We start from the raw sequence: 18,313 nt of genomic DNA, 5'->3' as shown, positions 1-18,313 counted from the left end.
CTGCTGTTTCGGCGCTGTGCCCTGCTCATCAGGCTCGGCGTCGAAGGCGAAAGGTGACTCGTTACTCCCAGCCGCAGAGAGACGCTGAGGCGGTTTCCCGCGCGCGTCTGGAGCCTCCCCCTTCGCCTCTTCTTCCGGCAGAGTGCCTGCGGCGGCAAAGTCAACTGGCGCCGAGTGCGTTCCGGGGGTGTCGCCGCTGGCAGTCACGGGCACGGTGGCAGGGGTGGTTACGTCTGGATCGCCGCGTGCGTCGGCGTCCGCCCCCTGGCCACTGGTGCTCCGAGGGCTGCGAGCGGTGGTACGGGGAGCCCTAGCGGCCTCACGGCCATTTGTCTGGGCTGCAGTGCGGGCATCGGTGGGCCCGTCTTGAGCTGGAAGATGGGGGTGTTCGGGCCCACTCGGCGGCTTGTGAACAGGCGGGAGGACGCGAGGCACCTCGTCCGCAGCGGACCGGCCCGAGGCAATGTCGGGTGCTGCCGGCGGCGGCGCGTCCGCGAACGCCGACGGCGCGTCCGCGAACGCCGACGGCGCGTCCTCACGCGCCCACGGACGGGGCTCGGGCTCCGCAAACGCCGACGGCGCGTCCCCCTCACCCCACGCCGCTGCTGCCGGCGGCGGCGGCGCGTCCGCGAACGCCGACGGCGCGTCCTCACGCGCCCACGGACGGGGCTCGGGCTCCGCAAACGCCGAGGGAACGTCGTCCTGACTCCCCCAACCTGGCGCGGAAGACAGAGCCGACGGCGCGTCCTCACGCGCCCACGGACGGGGCTCGGGCTCCGCAAACGCCGAGGGAACGTCGTCCTGACTCCCCCAACCTGGCGCGGAAGACAGAGCCGACGGCGCGTCCTCACGCGCCCACGGACGGGGCTCGGGCTCCGCAAACGCCGACGGTGCGTCCCCCTCACCCCACGCCGCTGCTGCCGGCGGCGGCGCGTCCGCGAACGCCGAGGGCGCGTCCTCACGCGCCCAGCCACCCGCGGCCCTTCCGGCCACGTCGTTCGTCGCGCCTTCAGCTGCTGGGTCGCCAACAGCATCACCGAAGGCGGAGGGCGCATCGTCTTCGCCCCACGCGACTGGGTTGCGCGGCGGGAGCGGGAACTCTTCGGGAGCGGTGGCCAATTCGTCACCTCGTTGACGATTACGGGTGGCGGCCAGGCCGCCTGCTTCCCCTGGGCAGGTCAAGTGCCTTTCGACGCTATGGATCTCTTTGGGACGGGAAGTGATGCGTGCACCGGTCTCCCGCCTGGGGGGATCTGCCGCGCAGAAATCTTGTGGCGCATCCCCCCCGGCGGTCCGGGAGTCTTAGCGGCTCCTGGCGACGGTTGGCGCCTGTGGTCCCTGCTCATCCGGACGTGGCTGACGCTCCTGGGTGGCCCGGGCCGTCTGGGCCGGGACGGTTCCCCTGCGTGCCTCAGCTGCCGCCTTGAGGCGGTCACGGGCGCGGCGGGCCCTGTCCGTATTGACACGATCCTGGACGAAGGCCGAACCGTAGCGCTCTACGGCCATGACGACCTTGTCGTTGGTGGCACCTTGAAGCTCAGACCGAGTGAACTGCGCGGCCGCTGGGGTGTCGGGATCGAAACCGAAGTGCAGCACGCGCCCGTGCTGCGGGTGAGGAGTGACGGCCACGTACAGGTCGAGGGCGCTCACGGTTCCTTGAAGGGCGGGCTCCCTGGGCGCGGTGGGGTTGTCCATGAGCCGTAGCAGGTCCGCACGCAGTTCCTGGGGGTCGATCGGCTCTGGCTCGGCAGGCTGCTGAGGCTGGTGGGCCAGGATTGCGTGCAGCACCTGCTCACCGCTGGCCCCCTCGAGCTCAGCGCCGGTGAATTGAGCGACCGGACGGGGAGCGTCAGGGTCGAATCCGAACTGCAGGACCCTGCCGTATCGCGCGCTGTTGACGACCCGTACATACAGCGGGACATCGTTCAGCTGGGTGTGTTTGATGGGCGTCGATGGTGCCCCGGTGTCACGCAGCAAACGCAGTAGGCTGCGGCGCAGTGCCTCGCCCTCTGATGGCCTGGCGGGGAGCGCCGCCACATTCTGCGGTGCCTCCTCGGGTTCAAGGTCCGACTCCTGGGCGGTCTCTTGCTCCAGCTCGGCGTCCGTCTCGGGCTCGATTTCCGGCTCGGCGTCGTCGGCTTCGAGCTGGGAACCGGCCTCAGACTCTCCCGCGGGGGGCGCGGGAGCCTCTGCTGGTTCCCTGTCGTCCGCTTCGTGCTCCAGCTCCTCCGGTCCGGCTTGCTGGAGCGCCCGCAGGGCCTCTTCCCATTCGCGCTCGGACTCCGTCTGCGCCGCGAGCTCAAGGTCTGCGTCCGCTTCAAGGGCAGGGTCGATGTCGAGATCCGGCTCTTCCTGCGGATCTTCCGGCAGCACGGTCGCGTCTGCGGCCGGACGGGGCATGGCCGTTGCCTGCGGCTGGATGGGCTGTTCCGCGAGCTCCGCCCGGGGGGAGAGCCGGTAGACATGTTCGGGCAACTCGTGTGCGGCTAGTGCGAGTTCGGCTGGCGCAGCCTCGATGGTGGTGCCGTTGACGATCGTGGCGTCCAGCAGCAAGGTGCGTTCGCCGCCACCGTGCGCATGGCGGTGGGTCACCAGGGCACGGCCGCGGATGCGGCGGGTGCCGGGTGCGGGGATGCCCCCGGGGCCGGAGGGCGACACGGCGTTCCCCTGGTTGTCCAGGTCGAATTCGATGATGTCGTCGTTGAGGACGTAGTCGTGGTCCAGGCGTACCCCGACGGCTTGGCCGTCGGCATCGAGGACGGTCTCGTCGTCGGCCTGCGCGATCGGGAGGTTGCGCGGGACGTGCCAGGTGCCTGCGTCATCGAGGGTGAGGGCGACTGTGCCGAACTCGGTGTCGTCGCGGTCGAGGACTTCCCAGGGCTTGTACTCGTCGTTGATCGTCAGCCAGACCCACGCGCCGGGCGCAAGCTCATCCGCCCAGAGGTGGCCCTCCTCGGGCTCGTCGGGGCGGCCAGCACGTTCCTCGAAGAGGGTCCACAGCTGGTCGCTGGGGGAATGGTCGTGTCCGTGGGCACGGTCGTGGTGGGCGCGTTCCTCCAGGATCGTGTGGTTCAGCCGCAGCATGTCGACGTCGTCGATGTCGAGGCCGAGTTGCGGGTCGCTCCAGTCGATCGGCGCTTCTTCAGTGAGCCGCAGCTCGGTGAGCCGGCCCGCGAAGTCGCGGGCTTCTCCCAGCGAAGGGAAGTGCTCCAGCGGTTGTGGCATGACGGTGAGGTCGCGTCGGGCCTCAGGGCTGAGGTAGAGATCGGGCAGGAAGCCATCGAAGGGCAGGCCGCTGCCGGCCGGGAGTACTTCGTAGGTGTCGGTGGTGGGGTTGTGCCGCAGGGCGAACTGCCCGTCGGCGGTGAGCTCCACAAGCTCCCGGTCCTTAGCCAACTTGCGCAGGTCCTTACGGCGCTGAGGGCTCAGGCCGGGGATGCGGTCGTGTGTCAGGTGGGTGCGGACCTGGTCGAGTGAGGCCCAGCGCTGCTGAACGGGAGCGATTCCTCCGGGCGCCGGTGCTGCGTCCAGGGGCGAGGCCACCAGGACGTGACTGGTGGAGCGGATGTTCTGCAGGTGTTCGCCCGTGGCCGCGTCCAGGATCTGGCCCCAGCCGATGCTCGCGCCCTTCTCCGAGGTGGACTCCTTGATCCGGACGAGCACAGGGGTGTCGAGCGGGGTGAGAGAGGAGCGCAGCTGAGCCTTCTGGCGGGGGTTGTTTACTTCGCCCTTCCACCAGAAGGTTCCGTCGGCCGCGATCACTTCGCCGAGCTTCTTGACCGTGGTGATCTCGAAGGCGTCCGGCCCCGGCATGGACGGGTCGGTGTGCTCGGGCACCGGCCGGGGAGCGGGGGCGGGCCGCGCAGGTCCCCTCAGCCGCTGGCCGGTCCTCTCGAAGTACGCCTTCGCGTACCGGCCGTCGCGCTCGTCGAGGCCCTGGGTGACCAGGGCATACAAGATCGCCTGCTCGATGTCGCGGCCGTGCTCGTCGCGCCAGTGCATGGCCTTGAGCTGCAGAGCCCGGAACGTGGGGTTCTCCATGTCCCACGGAAACGGCTGGCCCTGTGCATCGCGGATGCTCTCCAGGGCGTCCGCGACGCGGTGGGCACGCTCGCGCGTCTCGAGCTTCTTGCCCCAGGGCCCGAGGACGTGGGTAAGCCGGTCGGGGGCACGGACCTCGTAGGTGTCGGGGGCGACCGTGATGATCGCAAGGCGGCCGCCCGAGCTGAGGTGCGTCCCGGCCTCGGGCTTGCCGTGCTTGTGGCACAGCTCGATCATCATCCGCTGGCTGCGCTGATCTGGATCCGCCTTGTATCGGACGGCCCCGCTCAGGTGTGCCTTGAGCAGCATGTTCGGCTCGGCACCCGGGTAGGCCTGCTTGTCCTCCTTGGTGAGGACGAAGCGCGGGGCCGGGACCGAAACAGGCGCGGTGCCGCGCTCGGACAGAGGCTGGTCCTCGGGGACACCGGCCACGAACCGGCTGAGCGCGACCGCGGCGCCTTCAGGGCTGGCGTAGGCCGTGCCCTCGGCCAGGGCCAGCTGGCCGTCAGCGGCGAAGTGGAAGCCCTCCGGGCTCGCCACGATCGTGCCGAGCAGAGCGCCGTTGCGCGTGACGTCCTGGATGCCACTGGCGTCGGCCGGCTCCACGGTGAGTGCGGCCAGGTCCCGGCGGAAGGCCGCAGGGCCGCCGAGCTGTTCTGCGTCCGTCTGCTGTCGGCTGCGGCGCGTCAGCTCGGCACGCATCGTGTCGCGCTGTTCGACGGCGCGGACGCTCGCGCCACTGTCCTCGTGTGCGGCGTACGCGTTGAGCCACTGGTCCAGGGCCGCGGCACTGGCTTCGAGCTCGGCGCGCTTCATGCTCTGCGGCGCGCGAGAGACGAGCGGGGGCTTGGGAGCGGACTCCTGCACCAGGACGGGGGCCGCCGCGCCTGGGCGCGGCAGGCGCTCGGGACGGTCGAGCAGGGTGACGAGCTGGGTGCCGTCCCGCCATGCCAGGACTTCTTCGAGACCGTGGTAGTGCCCGCGCTCGTCCCGCAGGTTGTGCGGGCCGACCCAGGCGGCCTGGGCCCACTCGCCGCTCTTGCGCAGCAAGACCTCGATGCGGGTGCCGTCCTCCCGCGGCTTCAGTTCGTCTACGGTCCAGCGGTCGGCTCGCCGGGGGTAGGGGAATTCGGGTCCCTGCAGCCGCGAGAGGAGAGGGACCGGGACGTCGAGCGCGGCGTCCGGGTCTGTGGCGAGCTCGGGGGCTGGGGCCGTTTGGGACTGCGGCTGCTCGGGAGTGCCGGTGGCCGGGACCGCGATCACTTGGTCGCGGGTGAAGTCCAGGGTGCGTGCGTCCGGCGTGGTGCCGATGTAGTACGTGCCGTCGGCCAGCTCTACGGTGACGGTGCTGTAGAGCTGAGTGCCCTGACCTTCGGTGGCGTGCGCGGGGTGGTGCGGATCGAGGACACGGACACGTTGGCCCTCCTCGATGTCGGGCTGGGCGCTCGGGTCGGCGGATATCCATCCCTGGGGAGCGGGCTGAGTGCGGTGGCGACGGTCGTACGCGACCTCTTCGCCTTCCACGGTGCCGCCCTCGACGGGCGTCTCGACGCGTCCGTTGAAATGGACCTCGGCACCGAGCGTGCCGGAGAGGAACGCGGCTTGGCCGAGCTCGACCTGGTGACCGCCGACGGGGTCCCAGGCCACGAAGACGCGGGTGGCGGTGCCTTCGCCGACTTGGACCTTGATCAGTTGGGCGGTGCCCCGGCTCTCCTTGGCGATGACCTTGCCCAGGATCGGGGCCAAGGCGGCGCCGGGCTGTTTGCCAGCCGTATCCGGGGTGGAGGGTGCGTGCTCGGGAGCGGGGACGCGCATTTCGGGCGCCAGGGTGAGACTGTTGCGGATGCGCTCGGCGTCGTCCTTGTCCGCGAAGACCGCTTCGAAGGGCTCCCCGCCCTGGTGGCGGATCCAGACGACTTCTCCGCTGGCACGGTCCACGACTGTCCAGCGCCTGCCCGCGTCCGTAGGCCGGGCGCTGACACGGAACGGCGGGGAGTCTGCGGCCGGCCGCTGCTCCGTAGCGGCGGGTGAGTCGGCGGGGGCGGCATCCGCTGCGGGCTCGCGTCCGGCGGTGGGTGTGGTGTCCTCACCAGTTGCGAGGCCGCCGGCGGGCGGCGCCGTCTGGGGGACCGCGGGCGAAGCGGCGAAGAACGGTGTGCCGGTGCGGATACGCTCGATGTTCTCGCCGGTCGCGGCGTCCTCGACGTCGACCACCCCGCGGGGCCCGAACTTGAGGCGGACGAGGACCGGCTGCGTGCTCGCCTTCTTTCGGCTCGCGGCCTTGCCTCCCCACCACAGGGTGCCGTCGGAAGCGGCCAGCTTGGCCGCCTCGGCAGGCTTCATGGCCTCGAATGCGGTCCGCTCGGGAGCAGCAGTGTCCTGCTGTGGTGCTTCCTGGCTCCCGGCAGCAGGTTCGCCTTGCTGAGTCTGCTCCGGGGTCGTGTCGACGGGCGTCGGTTGGGGCGGCGAGGGAGTGCCGTCGGACACTGCTTCTCCTCGGGAGGTGTAGCGCTCGTCGGCAAGAGCGCGCAGATCTTCCACGTAGTCCAGTGATCCGAGGTCGAGACCGCGCATACCGCGGGTGGCGGTGACGTAGGCCAAGCGCAGTTCCTCGTCCTCGGGCAGCGTGATGTCCTGGCCCGGCTCGGTGCTGGTCTTGGGGCCCCGGAAGTCGGTGCCGACCTGGACCAATGCCCACTCCAAGCCCTTGGACTTGTGGGCTGTGGAGACGATGAGGTCGGCGTCGTCCGCGTTCTCGGTGAGCTGGCCGACCATGTCGATGAGCGTGTCCGCGCCATGGTCGTCGACCAGGCGCACGAAGCTCTTGAGCTGCCGGGCGCTGTCGTGCTTGTCGACGTACTGCTGGACCTGCTTCCAGGAGCGGAAGGACACCAGTTCGGGGTGCTTGCGGGTCTTGCCCTTCTCCTGCAGTTCCTTGGCGCCCTCGGCCATGCGCTGCAGCTCGTCACCGCCGCCGACCATGTGCACCGAGCGGCCCTCTTCCAGGGCGTCGAGGACTGCGGCGACCACGCCGGTGTTGTTGCGGCCCAGGACAGCGTTGGGGGTGTCGATGGGGCCGATGGGGGTGCTGATGGCGTCGTTGCCCTCCATCAGGTAGGGAGAGCCGAGCAGCTTGAGGAAGACGTTGGCGATGTCGGCGACCTCGGGGCCGAACCGCCATGACTTGTTCAGTGGCAACTCGATGTCGGCCGGCCAGTCCTTGAGCGCGTTTTCCGCACCGCGGAAGGCGTAGATGGCCTGGTTGGGGTCACCGACGATGACGACTTGCGCGGCCGGGCCCTGGGCGGGGCGCATGTTGTCGTACACGACCTTGCGCAGGACGGGGTTGATGTCCTGGGCCTCGTCGAAAATGATCGTGTCGGCGTGGATTTTCGGCCGCGACAGCGCCCAGATCTTCAGGTAGTCGTCGTGGTGGAAGTTCACCTCCCGGCTGTCCGGATCGGTCTTGTCGGCCCATGCGTCCCGGGCGTATTCCAGGACGTCTCGGCGCAGCCGGCTGCGCCGGGCGGCGATGTCGAGCAGCGGGTGGTCGACGTCGGGCACGTGGGTCAGGTCGAGCACGTCGGCGTCGCTGTTGCGGAAGTTCTTGATGGTCTCCTTGATGAGGACGACGATGTCCTCCGGGGCGAGGTCGTCGCCGCCGTCGGAGGCGGGGTGGGAGCGCACCCCGAGGAACTCGGCCCAGTCCGCATTGCCGTTGGGGCCAACTCCGCCGTCTGCCTTGCCCTCCTGGACCTTCTGGGCCAGGTCGGTAGACATCAGGTCCCGGGCCGCGAGTGAGTGGGCGGTGGAGACACTGACGTGCCGCAGGCCCGCGAACTTCTGCCGGGCGTCGACGGCGTTGGCGGAGTTGAAGGCCAGGTAGGTGATGCGCCGGTTGAGCATGCGCCGGGCGAGGGCGACCATCGTGCTGGTCTTTCCGGTGCCGGCCAAGGCCTGGACGGCCACGTTGAGGCCGTTCTGGGCGGCTGTGACGATCGCGCGCTGCTGGGCGGTGAGAGTGTTCGTCTCGGCCGCCAGAGCCTTCTGCTCGTACTCGGCGCGCAGTTCGGGGGTCAGTGCCTGCCCGAGCCGGTCCCTCGTCTGCTGCCACTGGACGTCGAGGACGTTGATGCGGGCCTGGGTGTCCTTTTCGAGGCGGGCCGCGAAGATGTTCGTCTTCGGATTCTTCCGCCAGCCGCCATGGTTGGACTCCCAGCGGCCCGCCTCCTGGATGTAGGAGAAGTGCTTGTTCTTGAGCCAATCCCGCAGCTCGGCATCGCCTTCGCCCTTCTCTGTGCCGGTCACGATCACGTTGGTGCGCTCGCGGAAGACGGCCAGGCGCTGCGCGGGCCGCGGGTTGGACGCCTCCCAGACGGCTGCGGCCTGCGCATCGGCCACGGGCACCGGGCCGGACACAGCCAGCAGGGCCGCTGTGTCGGGCTCGACGGGAGTTTGCACCCCGGCCTCCGACGCCGTCTGCTCTCCCGCGACAGCGGCGGCCACCGACTGGGGCAGCTTCTCGGTGGCAGGTGCGGCCTGCGAAGTGGCGTCGGCACCAGGCTCCTGCGGCAGGCTGCTGTGGGCGATGGCAGCGATCTCGGCCACAGCGGACTGGATCTGCGGATGGGACAGGTCAGGGTTGTCTAGCAGGACCCTCTGCAGGTCGCTCGCCGCGGCGTGCAGAGCGGTCAGTCCCCGGACAGCGTCTTCGACGCTGGCGGCTTCCGCGGGGAGCTGGTCGCCGAGCAGGACGGCCTGGAGGGCCCTACCTGCTGTGGAGGTGAGGTCGTAGCCGGAGCTGACGATCGTCCACCACTGGGCCCATACCTGCGCATACGCCCGCTGGTAGGACCCCAGCGCGGAGTCGTCGGCGACCGGAGTCTTGAAGACGGCCTGCCAGGTCATCGGGCGCTCAGCCGTGGTGAGAGTACGCGCAGCCAGCGGCTCTGCCAGGCTGGCAAGTTCCTCGATCCGCCGGTGGAGAGCCGGGGTGTTCTCGTCGCGCAGCCGGTCAGCGACCGCACGCGCGGCACGCGCCAGCTCCACCGTGCGCGCCAGTGCCAGCGGCTGTGGAACGGTGAAGAGCTCCTCGCCCCGCACGGCGTCGATCGCGGCGTTCAGGCGCCGTGCGTCGTGACGCCCCTCCACCCCCAGCGTCTTCGTCATGCGGTACCAGGCCGTGCTGTAGCGCAGTCCGGTGCTGTGGAGCCTCGTGATGTCTCGAAGGATCTTGCGGACCTCGGCGGTGGTGTTGAAGGCCGAGCCCGGTTCGGAGTCGGGGATCGCGGCGAAGCGCAAGTCCTGCGGGTCGACGGGGGTCGGGTCGCCGGCGAAAGCCGCCTGCTTGGCCTCCAGGCTCTCAAAGACGGGTATGTCACGTCCTCGTCGGGCCATCATCTGACGCAGCGTGTCGAGCTTCTGGGTGCGGGTCTCGTAGGAGTAGTTCGACGGGAGGGCATGCCAATCGGTGCCGTGCTGCCGGTGGGGGCCGTCCACGACGCGGCGGTTGAATCCCTGCGGGCCGCTGGCCAGCTCCAGCGCGAAGGCGAGCTCCCGGTACTGCTCGGCGGCTCCCCACACGTAGGTGTGCTCGTGGTTGTGCTCGATCCAGACATCCGTCCAGAGCTGCTGGTTGGGCTGGTCGTGGAGGAAGATGTGGGCTTCCACCAGGTGACGGACCGACTGCTCGATGGTGTCCTTCCCCTTGAGCGGGCTATCGCCGTACAGGGTCCTGTGCTTGCCCTGGCCGTAGGTGCGGGTATCGACCGAGCCGATCCTGTTGCGGTCCGGGCCGTACACCACAACGCCGGGGAAGTCCCTGACCTCGTGGTATTCGGGGTGGCGGGGCACGGGTGTGGCACCGTCGGGCAGTTCGCCCGCCGGTACGGCCGGTTCCTGGTCGAGGGCGAATTCGCGATGGCGTGCCTCGCGTTCCTCGCGGGTGTCTTCCCAGATGTCGTAGGCCCGGACGACTGCGGCGACCGCTCCGGTCGGGGTTTCGTAGGGGTCCTTGGTTGTCCAGTTGTCGATGGTCGTGGCGGCGTACCCGCCGGAGGGCCTGGTGACGATGGAGCCGACGACCTGGCCGTCCAGGAGGACGGGTGCACGCATCAGGTGTCCATCGGCCCGCAGGTCTCCCACCGTGGCCCGGTCCAGCAGGGCCTGGGCCGTCTCCTCGCCGTGGAGTCGCATGGCGTCCCAGGCAGACAGGGAGCTGGAGGCCAGGTCGATACTGACCGCCCCGTGCGCCTTCTCTCCTGAGCTTGCCGGGGCTTGCTGGGCGGTGTCCTGTTCCTGCTCTTGCCGGAGGGGCTGCTCGGGCTCAACGTCGGCGTCAGGAGACGGCGGCTCGGACTGCCGGCGGTCGAAGGCAGCGACGGCCCAGGCGATGGCACCGGTCTGGCTCTCGAAGAGCTCGCCACGGTCTTCCGCGTCGACGCCATGCGGCCTCCAGCCCTCGCCGTCCGGCCGGATGTGCCCGATGGCGGCACCGTCCAGCAGCACCGCGCGCAGATCGTCGTACGTCACCGCATCAGCGAGGGTGGCGCGAGATGCCAGTTCTGTGGCAAGGGCGCGGCCGCCGAGGCGGAGCGCGTCGTAATCGGACAGAGGGGGCTGGTCCTGCGTCTTTGCACCGAGCTGCATCTGTCTTTCCGGAAGCCCGGCCGACTGCGCGGCCTCGGAGGCCGGGGCGCTGCCGAAGTCCTCGCGGCGCATCTGCGTCCAAGGCTGGCCAGCTGGCTCCTGCTTCATGGCCTGCAGGTCAGCGGAGGGGGTAGCTGCAGAAGGCTCCGGTGCGGTGCTGGCTCCCTGAAGTCGCTGGGCCGTGGCTTCGACATCCTCGAAGGCGTCGGCCCAGTGCTGGGCCACCGCGTTGGCTGCCTGTGCCCGCTTGGCGACCTCCGACCACCCGGTCCGCTCTGCATCGGCCGCCAGTCGGGCGGCAGCGTCGCGGGCGGCAGTGATCTGCTCGCGCAGGACGGGGATGGGGGTGGGCCGTTCGTAGAGCGCCTCCTCCGCACGACGGATGGCTGTCAGCGCGTCGGCGAGTTCGAGGCTGCTGCCGGGGAGCACCACGTTGGGGTGGGTGTGCCGCAGGGCCTCGAGCAGCGCGGGGCGGGCGGCGCGGGCGACGACGGTTTCGGGGCGCACCGCCCAGGTCCCGGTTGCCTCCCGCAGCGGGCCCGGCAGAGCGTCGACGCGGCTGAACTCGCGCTGGATGGTCTGTCCGTCGCGGGTGCCTTCTACCGTGAGGGAGCCGTCGGCGCCGCGGTGGGTGGCGATCAGCGTGAGCGGCTCGGACCAGTTCTCCGGCGTCAGGCCCTTCTCCTCGGTCTCGGGCAGGCGGATGACGGTGCCGGCCTCCACCTGGCTCCAGTTGCTGCGCCGCCAGCCGGCCGGTGCCTTGGTGTGCAGACGTTCCTCGCGGCGGATCGCGTCGCCCTGGGCCGCGCCCTTGCGGTCCAGGGGGAACAGTGGATTGCCGTCCAAGTCGATGAAGAACCACTTGTACGCGCTGTTCATGCGCGGCAGGTTCTCGATGGACTCCTTCTTGACGACCGCTCCGAGGGGCTCGCCCCACTCATTGGCCAGCAGCTTGCCGCCGTGCTCCTTGAGCGCTTTTTTGTTGGTGAGGACCGACTGCAGGCGGGCCCGCCGCTTCTCGGTGGCTCCGAGGTTGCCCGAGACCCGCTCCCGCTCGGTCGCGATCTGGGCCTGGCGTGCTTCGACGAAAGGAGCGTGCGCGGGGTCGGCCAGCGGCAGCTCTAGCCGTGCCTGTTCGGTTTCGAGGACCTCGGGGGCCTCGCCGCGCAGGTTGATGGATCCGGGGCGGGCGGTGGTGATCTCACCGACCGGGTCGCTGGCGGTGAGCAGGTCTTGGCCGCGTCGGCGGGCAAGGACATCGCCGTATACGACGGTCTCCAGCTCAACGGCAAGTTGCCGGGGCTGGACGTCGGTGACGGTGTGCCACCAAGTGTGCGAGCCCTTCAGGAGGACCTGGTCCCCGGTCTGGAACTCGATCGGGCTCCAGTCCCTGCGCTCCCCCTGGCTGAGGGAGTCGAGTGCGCCGCGCCGCCCGTCGTCGAGCTCGGGAAGGGTGGTGTCGGCGGGTGCACCATCACGGTTGTAGTGGACGGCGATGGAGCGACCATGCTTGAGCATGCGTCGTACGAACAGGCCCGTCTTGTAGGCCCGGGTCTCCGGGCGTGTGCCCTTGCGCTGGACCCAGGCGCCGGCGCTCGGCATAGGGATGAAGTCTTCTGCTTCCAGAGCCGCCACGACGTCCCTGTCGCTTGCGGCGACACCGAAGACGTAGGTGCGGGTCTCCTTGCCGTGCTCTCGCTCATGGTGGATCCACACCGTCTCTGCGTCACGGGGCCCGGTGAGGCGGGCGGCCTCCTCCAGTGCGTGGTGACGTTCAGCGATCTTCCTGGCAGTGGCAAACGGGGTGCGCTCGCCGGGCATGGAGTCGGTGCCGACTACGATCTTCCACTTGGCCGTGTTGTCCGAGCTGTCGGAGCCGTGCCCGTGGCCGACCCGCTCGGTGCCGTGGCCCACGGTGATGCGTTCGACATCGTCGTGGTCACCCTCGCGCGGCGGTTCCAGCCGCCACCAGTAGCCAGGCATGCTCGCGATTTCCTGCGCGTCGAAGGGCAGACCGGCGCTCGTGTCCGGTTCGGCCGCAGCCATCGGGACGGCAGCCGTCTGCTCGACCGCAACCGCCTGCTCAGTGGGGACTCCGGGCTCCTCGGCGGGTGCGGAGATCGCCGCGTAGCGGGCCATGGCGTTGAGGGCATCGGCCACGGTCGGATGTACTTCGCCACCGCGCGGTCCGGTGCGACCGTCGGGCCACCAGGCCCAGGACCGCTCCTTGTCGGCGGCGTACCGCCCCTTTCGCAGCCCCCATTCCAGGCCGAACTTCCAGTGTCCGACGGTCGTGCGGGCCTCCAGAATGACTTTGAACCGGTCGGTGCTGTAGCTGCCAGAGATGGTTTCGCGAGTCATGCTCCACCCGCGGGCCCGGGCGGTCCTCCACAGCTCGCCGACAGTGGCGGGCACCGGGTAGTCGGGCTCCCAGACGCCTCCCTCCGTCACCGGTATGTCATCGCCGGATGTGGGGGTGGTGGTCATCGAGGCCTCCGATGCCGGGGCCGCCGTCTCGGGCGTCGGCGTAGCAACTGGTGCAGGTTCGGGTGCGGGGATGGTGCGGCTGTCGACGAAGGTGCGCAGCCGTTCGGGCATCTCGTGGACGTGTCCGGACAGCACCCGCACCAGCCCGTACAGGTCGCTGGAGTGCTGCTGCTCGTTCTCGAGCTGTGTGCGCAGCGCGGCCACGGCAGGGGCGAGGCGCTCGATGGCGTCGGCCTTGGTGCGGATCTGGCTGTCGTCGAGCTGGATCCGGTCGTGCGCCTGCACCTGGTCGAGGGCATCCAGGACGCGGGTGAGGGCGGGCTGCTGGGTGCAGGTGAGCGGCCAGGTGTGGCGTGCGGCGATGCGCAGTGCGGCGGCACCGGGTTCGAGTTCGGCGAAGGCCCAGGACACGCGCATCGCGTCGGGGTAGGTGGTGTGGCCGGGCAGGGGCTCGCCGCTCTCCTCGGCCCAGACGCGCAGGGCGTTGAGGACCGCGTGGTGGAAGTTGTCCGACCCGTACGGCTGTGGGGGCAGGATGGTGAGCGGCTGGGTGGTGTTGCCGGGCAGGTGCTGTCCCATCACGGTGTGCCAGCCCGAGCCCTCCTTGACGAGGGTCGCCACGATGGTGTCGTCGGGCGTGCGCAGGGTGTAGGCGGGGCCGCTCCAGATGGCTTCCTGCACGACGGTGTAGTCGTCGGTGCCCGGGACGCGGTAGCACAGCCGGTCAGGGTTGCCGGGGCGGGTGGTCTGCTCGTAGGTCTGGTTGCCGAATGCCTCGTAGTCGCCGAGCTCCTCCATGGGGAGTGCTGCGAGGGGGCGTTGGCGCGGGTCGGGGTAGCCCAGGCGCGGCATGAGGAACGGGTCCTCGTACCAGGGTTCCATCGCGGTGGGGAATACCTGCCGCCACGCTTCGCTCCATGCGGTGGCGGCCGTCTTGTCGGCGTGCTGTCGGGCTTGGTCGGCGAGCGCGGTGAAGACGGGATCCAGCTCTGCCGGGAGGACTTCCCGAAGGGCAGGGTTCTGGGTGGCGCGGGCCAGCATCAGGATCGGTCGGACGACCTCAGAGGGCGTGCTGGGACTCAAGGCCCGCACGGCTGCCATCGCCTCGCGCAGTTGGGAGGTGCGCGGGTCGGTGGCCGGCCACTGCGGATGAGCGGCCAGCGCCCATGCCGCGGTGATCATGTCCGTGGTGGCGCGGGTGAACTCTTCGAGGCTGGTGTAGGGGCCGTCCTGGGGGGAGGTGGGCTCCAGGTCGAACAGCGAGTCCGCTTCCAGTGCGGCGGGGGCCAGGTAGCGGTTCCAGGACGCGGCGAGGTCCTGGGGGGTCGGGGCGCCGGAGGCTCGCACAGCGTCCCAGATCGTCGCTTCGGCGTTGCGAAGACGGGTCCGGTCGGCCCTGCTGTCCGGGGTGACGGCGAGGGCGGTGACGTACTCCTCGTCGGCGTCGAGGAGTTCGCGGCGCGCCTGGTCGCTCAGCCCCAGCTGAATCCAGGCGGACAGTTCCTCCCAGCGCATCACCATGCGGACTGTGGGCCAGGTGCGGCTTCCTTCGGTGGTGATCAGGATGCCGTCGGGTGCGGGGTCGAGCCGGCCCAGGGCGCGCAGGTCCTCGGGGAGGTTGGGTCCTCCGAGCCAGATGCCGCGGCCGGAGCCGACCAGCTCCTCGCGCCAGGCGTGCCACTGGGCGGGGTCGTCCATCCGCCGCACGAATGCCGCGAGTCCTGATCCCGGCTCGCCGACTGCGAGCACTCCGTAGGCGTCGATCATGGTTCGGATGACGGCGTGCTGCTGGGCGAGGGAGATGCCGGGCACAGCCCAGTCAGCGATCTCGAGACCCGCCGGTGCGGCAGGGCTGTCGGACTCCGGGCCTGTGGGCACGGAAGCGGGGGCCGCCTGTGCCTGCGCACCGGTGGGGCGCGGCGCGTTGTCGAAGAGGGGCTCCCAGGCGTCCGTGGTGGCGGTGAAGGAGTCGGCTGCCTGCACCAGCTCGGCCAGAGCCTGTGCCGCATCGTCGGGCACCGTCGTGTCCGACCAGGCGCTCTGCACGGCGGTGACGGCCGCGTGGACAGCTTCGACGGCGGCGTGGAAGTCGTGGGGGTCACGCAGGGAGACCCGACGGAAGGTATCCAGGGCCTCGCGCAGCGCTGTCTCGGGACCTGGCTGAGTGGCCTGTCGCTTGAAGTGGGAAGTGCGGGCCACTGCCCGGATGGCGTCGTTGAGAGCGCGGCGCGGCGCGCTGCTCTCCTTGAAGTGGGTGAAGGCCGTGGCCTGCGGCTGCTTGTCTCCCGGCTGTTCGGCAGGCTGGTCGGCCTCGTCGTTGCCGCCAGGTGCGGGGGGCGGCGGAGTGCCGGGGCCGGCGCCGTCCCCGGAGAGCGGCTCGGCGGCCCGCTGGTCGTGGCCGCTGCGTTGGCCCTCGCCGGGCCCGGCGGCAGGGCCGGAGGGTGCTTCGCCCGTAGGGCTGGCACCGGACTGTGCCTGGGCGGCCAGTGCTGTCTGCGGCTGCATCGCAGGTGCTGGGGCAGCGGCGGGAAGGTTGTTGTTGTCGGGGTGGTGCGCTCGGTCGGGCGACGTTGGCAGCCGCAGGAGGCGCGGCGCCCGCTCGACCAGCCCGGTCAACGGCACGTACACCTGATGGAACGGGCGGCTCATGGTGTGCGCGAGCGTGTAGTTGCGTCCCTTGCCATACCGGCTGGGGAAGACACTCAGCCTGTCGCCGGCGGCGGTGAAGCTGCCTGGTGCGGTGACGCGGCCGTGGACGTTGCTGGTGCGCTGCGAGGTGGAGCTCTCAAAGCCGTCCGCCCAGACCTCGTCACCGGGCTGCAACTCCCAGGGGTAGACAAGGTCCCAGCCGTGGCGGCCGCGTCCCCGAGCAGCCCTCTCGCCGGGCGGGTACAGGTCGGCGGCCGCGGTGATGTCGTCCGCCAACTGTCGCGCGTGCTGCCGTGTCTGGGCGTAGGAACCGGAACCGGTTCCCAGACGCTTGTCGAAGTCGCGGAGCAGGTCACTGATCAGGTGCAGGTCCTGGGAGGGATCGCCGCTGTAGCTGACGCCCTGCGCCAGCCGGGTCAGGGCGTCCTGAGCCAGGCGCCTGGGGGCGCTGGGCTGCACCTTCTTGAACAGGCGGCGATCGGCGTCGCCGTCCGGCGCCGGGTTGTTGGGCAGTCGGTTGAGGAACGCAGTGGCTCGTTCCTGCAGGAGATGAGGCATGCGGGCGTGGCGCCGCAGTTGGTGCCGGGGCGCCGGTCCATGGATCCAGGACGCGGGTCCGCTGCGTCCTTGGTGGTCGATCCAGGTGGCGTCGTCCAGGCTGATGACCCTGTGCAGGTCGATGGGCTGGCCATGGTCGTCGGTGCGTTCGCGCAGGTTCGGGGCTGTGGTGACGGTGCCCCGCACGGTCACCCACTCCCCCACGGCGGGCGCCGTCGCGCCACGCAGGCGGCTGTCGGCCACGTCGGTCGCGGTGACCTGGTGGCGGAAGCTGATCCGGTCGCCGGGGGTGAGGTCCCGGATGGTGGCGATCGTGTTGTAGCCCGCGGCGAGTTCGGTGTCCTGCCGGGTGCGCCGGGCTTCACCGTCGTTCTCTGTGTCGGCCGGCAGATGCCCGTCTTCGACCGCTGTTGCGTGCACCACCTCCTCGACGGTGTCACCGGAGCTGGTGCGCCACAGGCGGGCGACGTGTCCGGCCAGGGGCGAGGTGAACGGGAAGGCGGTCTCGGAGGGGCCGGCCAGGACCGCTTCGACGCGGGCGGCGAACCGCAGGGCGGTGCGCTTGTCGGCCAGGGCCGGGGCCCCGGGAAGGTCGGCCATCGGACCGGGCAGTGCCACGTGCCACTGCCGGTCGCCGGGGTGTTCGTAGACGGCGAGGTTGCCGCTGGGGGTCAGGGCCAGGCTGCCGGAGTCGGCGATCGCCCTCAGGTGTGCGGCCCGGTTGGGGGCGAGGGCGCTCTGACCGGGTTCGGCCAGCTCCGGGCTGTCGGAGCGAAGGTGGTCGAGGAGGTCGTCGAGGAGCTCGAAGCGGGCGCCGTCGGCGCTGGCGGCGAACCGCGGCAGCGTCGCCAGGTGGTCCAGGGTTGCCTGAGGATCCAGGGGGGTGAAGACCAGGCGGTGCGTGCGTACCGCACCCGGATGGGCCGGGATGTCGACGACGACCGTGCCGTCGGTGTCGGTGTAGGCCAGGGCCCCGGCCGCAATCAGTGACCTCGCGGTGTGCGTGACGTCGTGTCCCTCCCAGGGCCCGGCGTCGGTGCCACTCGCGGGGGCATACAGGCGCCAGGGATCTGCGGTGAACCCGTGTGAGCGTGTGGCGCGCTGCGTACGGCGGGCGTTGCGTTCCCGGGCGCCGGGCGGGACTCCCTGGGGCAGGGAGGCGGACAGGTGCTTCCAGTGGCCGTCCGCTGCAGTCTGCTGCAGTCGTTGTGCACTCTGCCGCATCACGGCAGCCCATGCTGTGGCCTGCTGCCGGGCGTGTTCGGATGCGCCCTGGTCTGTGAGGAACGCAGCGAGCGTGTCGGCGGCGTCGGCGAGCTGGAACGCGTAGGGGATGGTGACCTCAGGCGGGGCCGGTACCTCGCCCGGATGCAGGGCAAGGTCGTTCAGCCCGGTGGTGAATAGCAGTGCATGTGCGACCGGGTCGGCCGCTCGGAATGCCTCGGCCAAGTCGTGGTCCGCGTCCCAATGCAGCGGCGACACGGGCACTTCGGCAAGGTGGTCGCGCCATTCCCTCGCGCTCGAGTAGGGACGCACCGACTCCCCGGTTTCGCGGGTAGCAGGGGCGCCCGCGGCCGGAGAAAGGACCCTTTGCTGGTCGTCGTCGGGGACTGTGTCGTGCTCGGCGCCCGCCGTATCGCTGGACGGCGCGGGGCCAGCCGTCGGCTGGGCGGCCGGGGTGGGTGCGTGGCCGCGGGTGCGCTGTTCCTCTTCCCACGTGGGGTGGGGGTTGGCGAGCCGGGTACGGGCTACATCGTCCCGGCCGCTGGCGTATGCGTCCAGCAGGCGCTGCAGCGTGGAGGCGAGGCCGCGGACGAAGCGGTCGGCGCCCTGCCCGTGTGCCTCGACCAGAGCACGCTCGAGGTCCTCGTTGCGGCGTGCGCCCTCGCGCTTCAGGAGGTCGAGCAGGCGGTAGGCGGGGGTGCGCTGC

Annotated in this window: 1 protein-coding gene (only partly in view); it reads right to left on the bottom strand. The window is 70.4% G+C overall.

Features of this window, described 5'->3' with window-relative positions:
• Positions 1-1,302: 1,302 nt before the first annotated feature.
• Positions 1,303-18,313, bottom strand: the 3' portion of a protein-coding gene (locus ACGF2V_RS20615) for a UvrD-helicase domain-containing protein (RefSeq protein ID WP_362708191.1). It continues 14,093 nt past the right edge of the window; 17,011 of the gene's 31,104 nt are visible here — the last part of the coding sequence; its start codon lies off the right edge, out of view; it ends in the stop codon at positions 1,303-1,305.

Source organism: Streptomyces sp. NPDC047982 (assembly GCF_043204165.1).
Lineage (GTDB): Bacteria > Actinomycetota > Actinomycetes > Streptomycetales > Streptomycetaceae > Streptomyces.
Note: the sequence above shows the minus strand (reverse complement) of the source record. Positions and strands in the feature narration are given on the sequence as shown.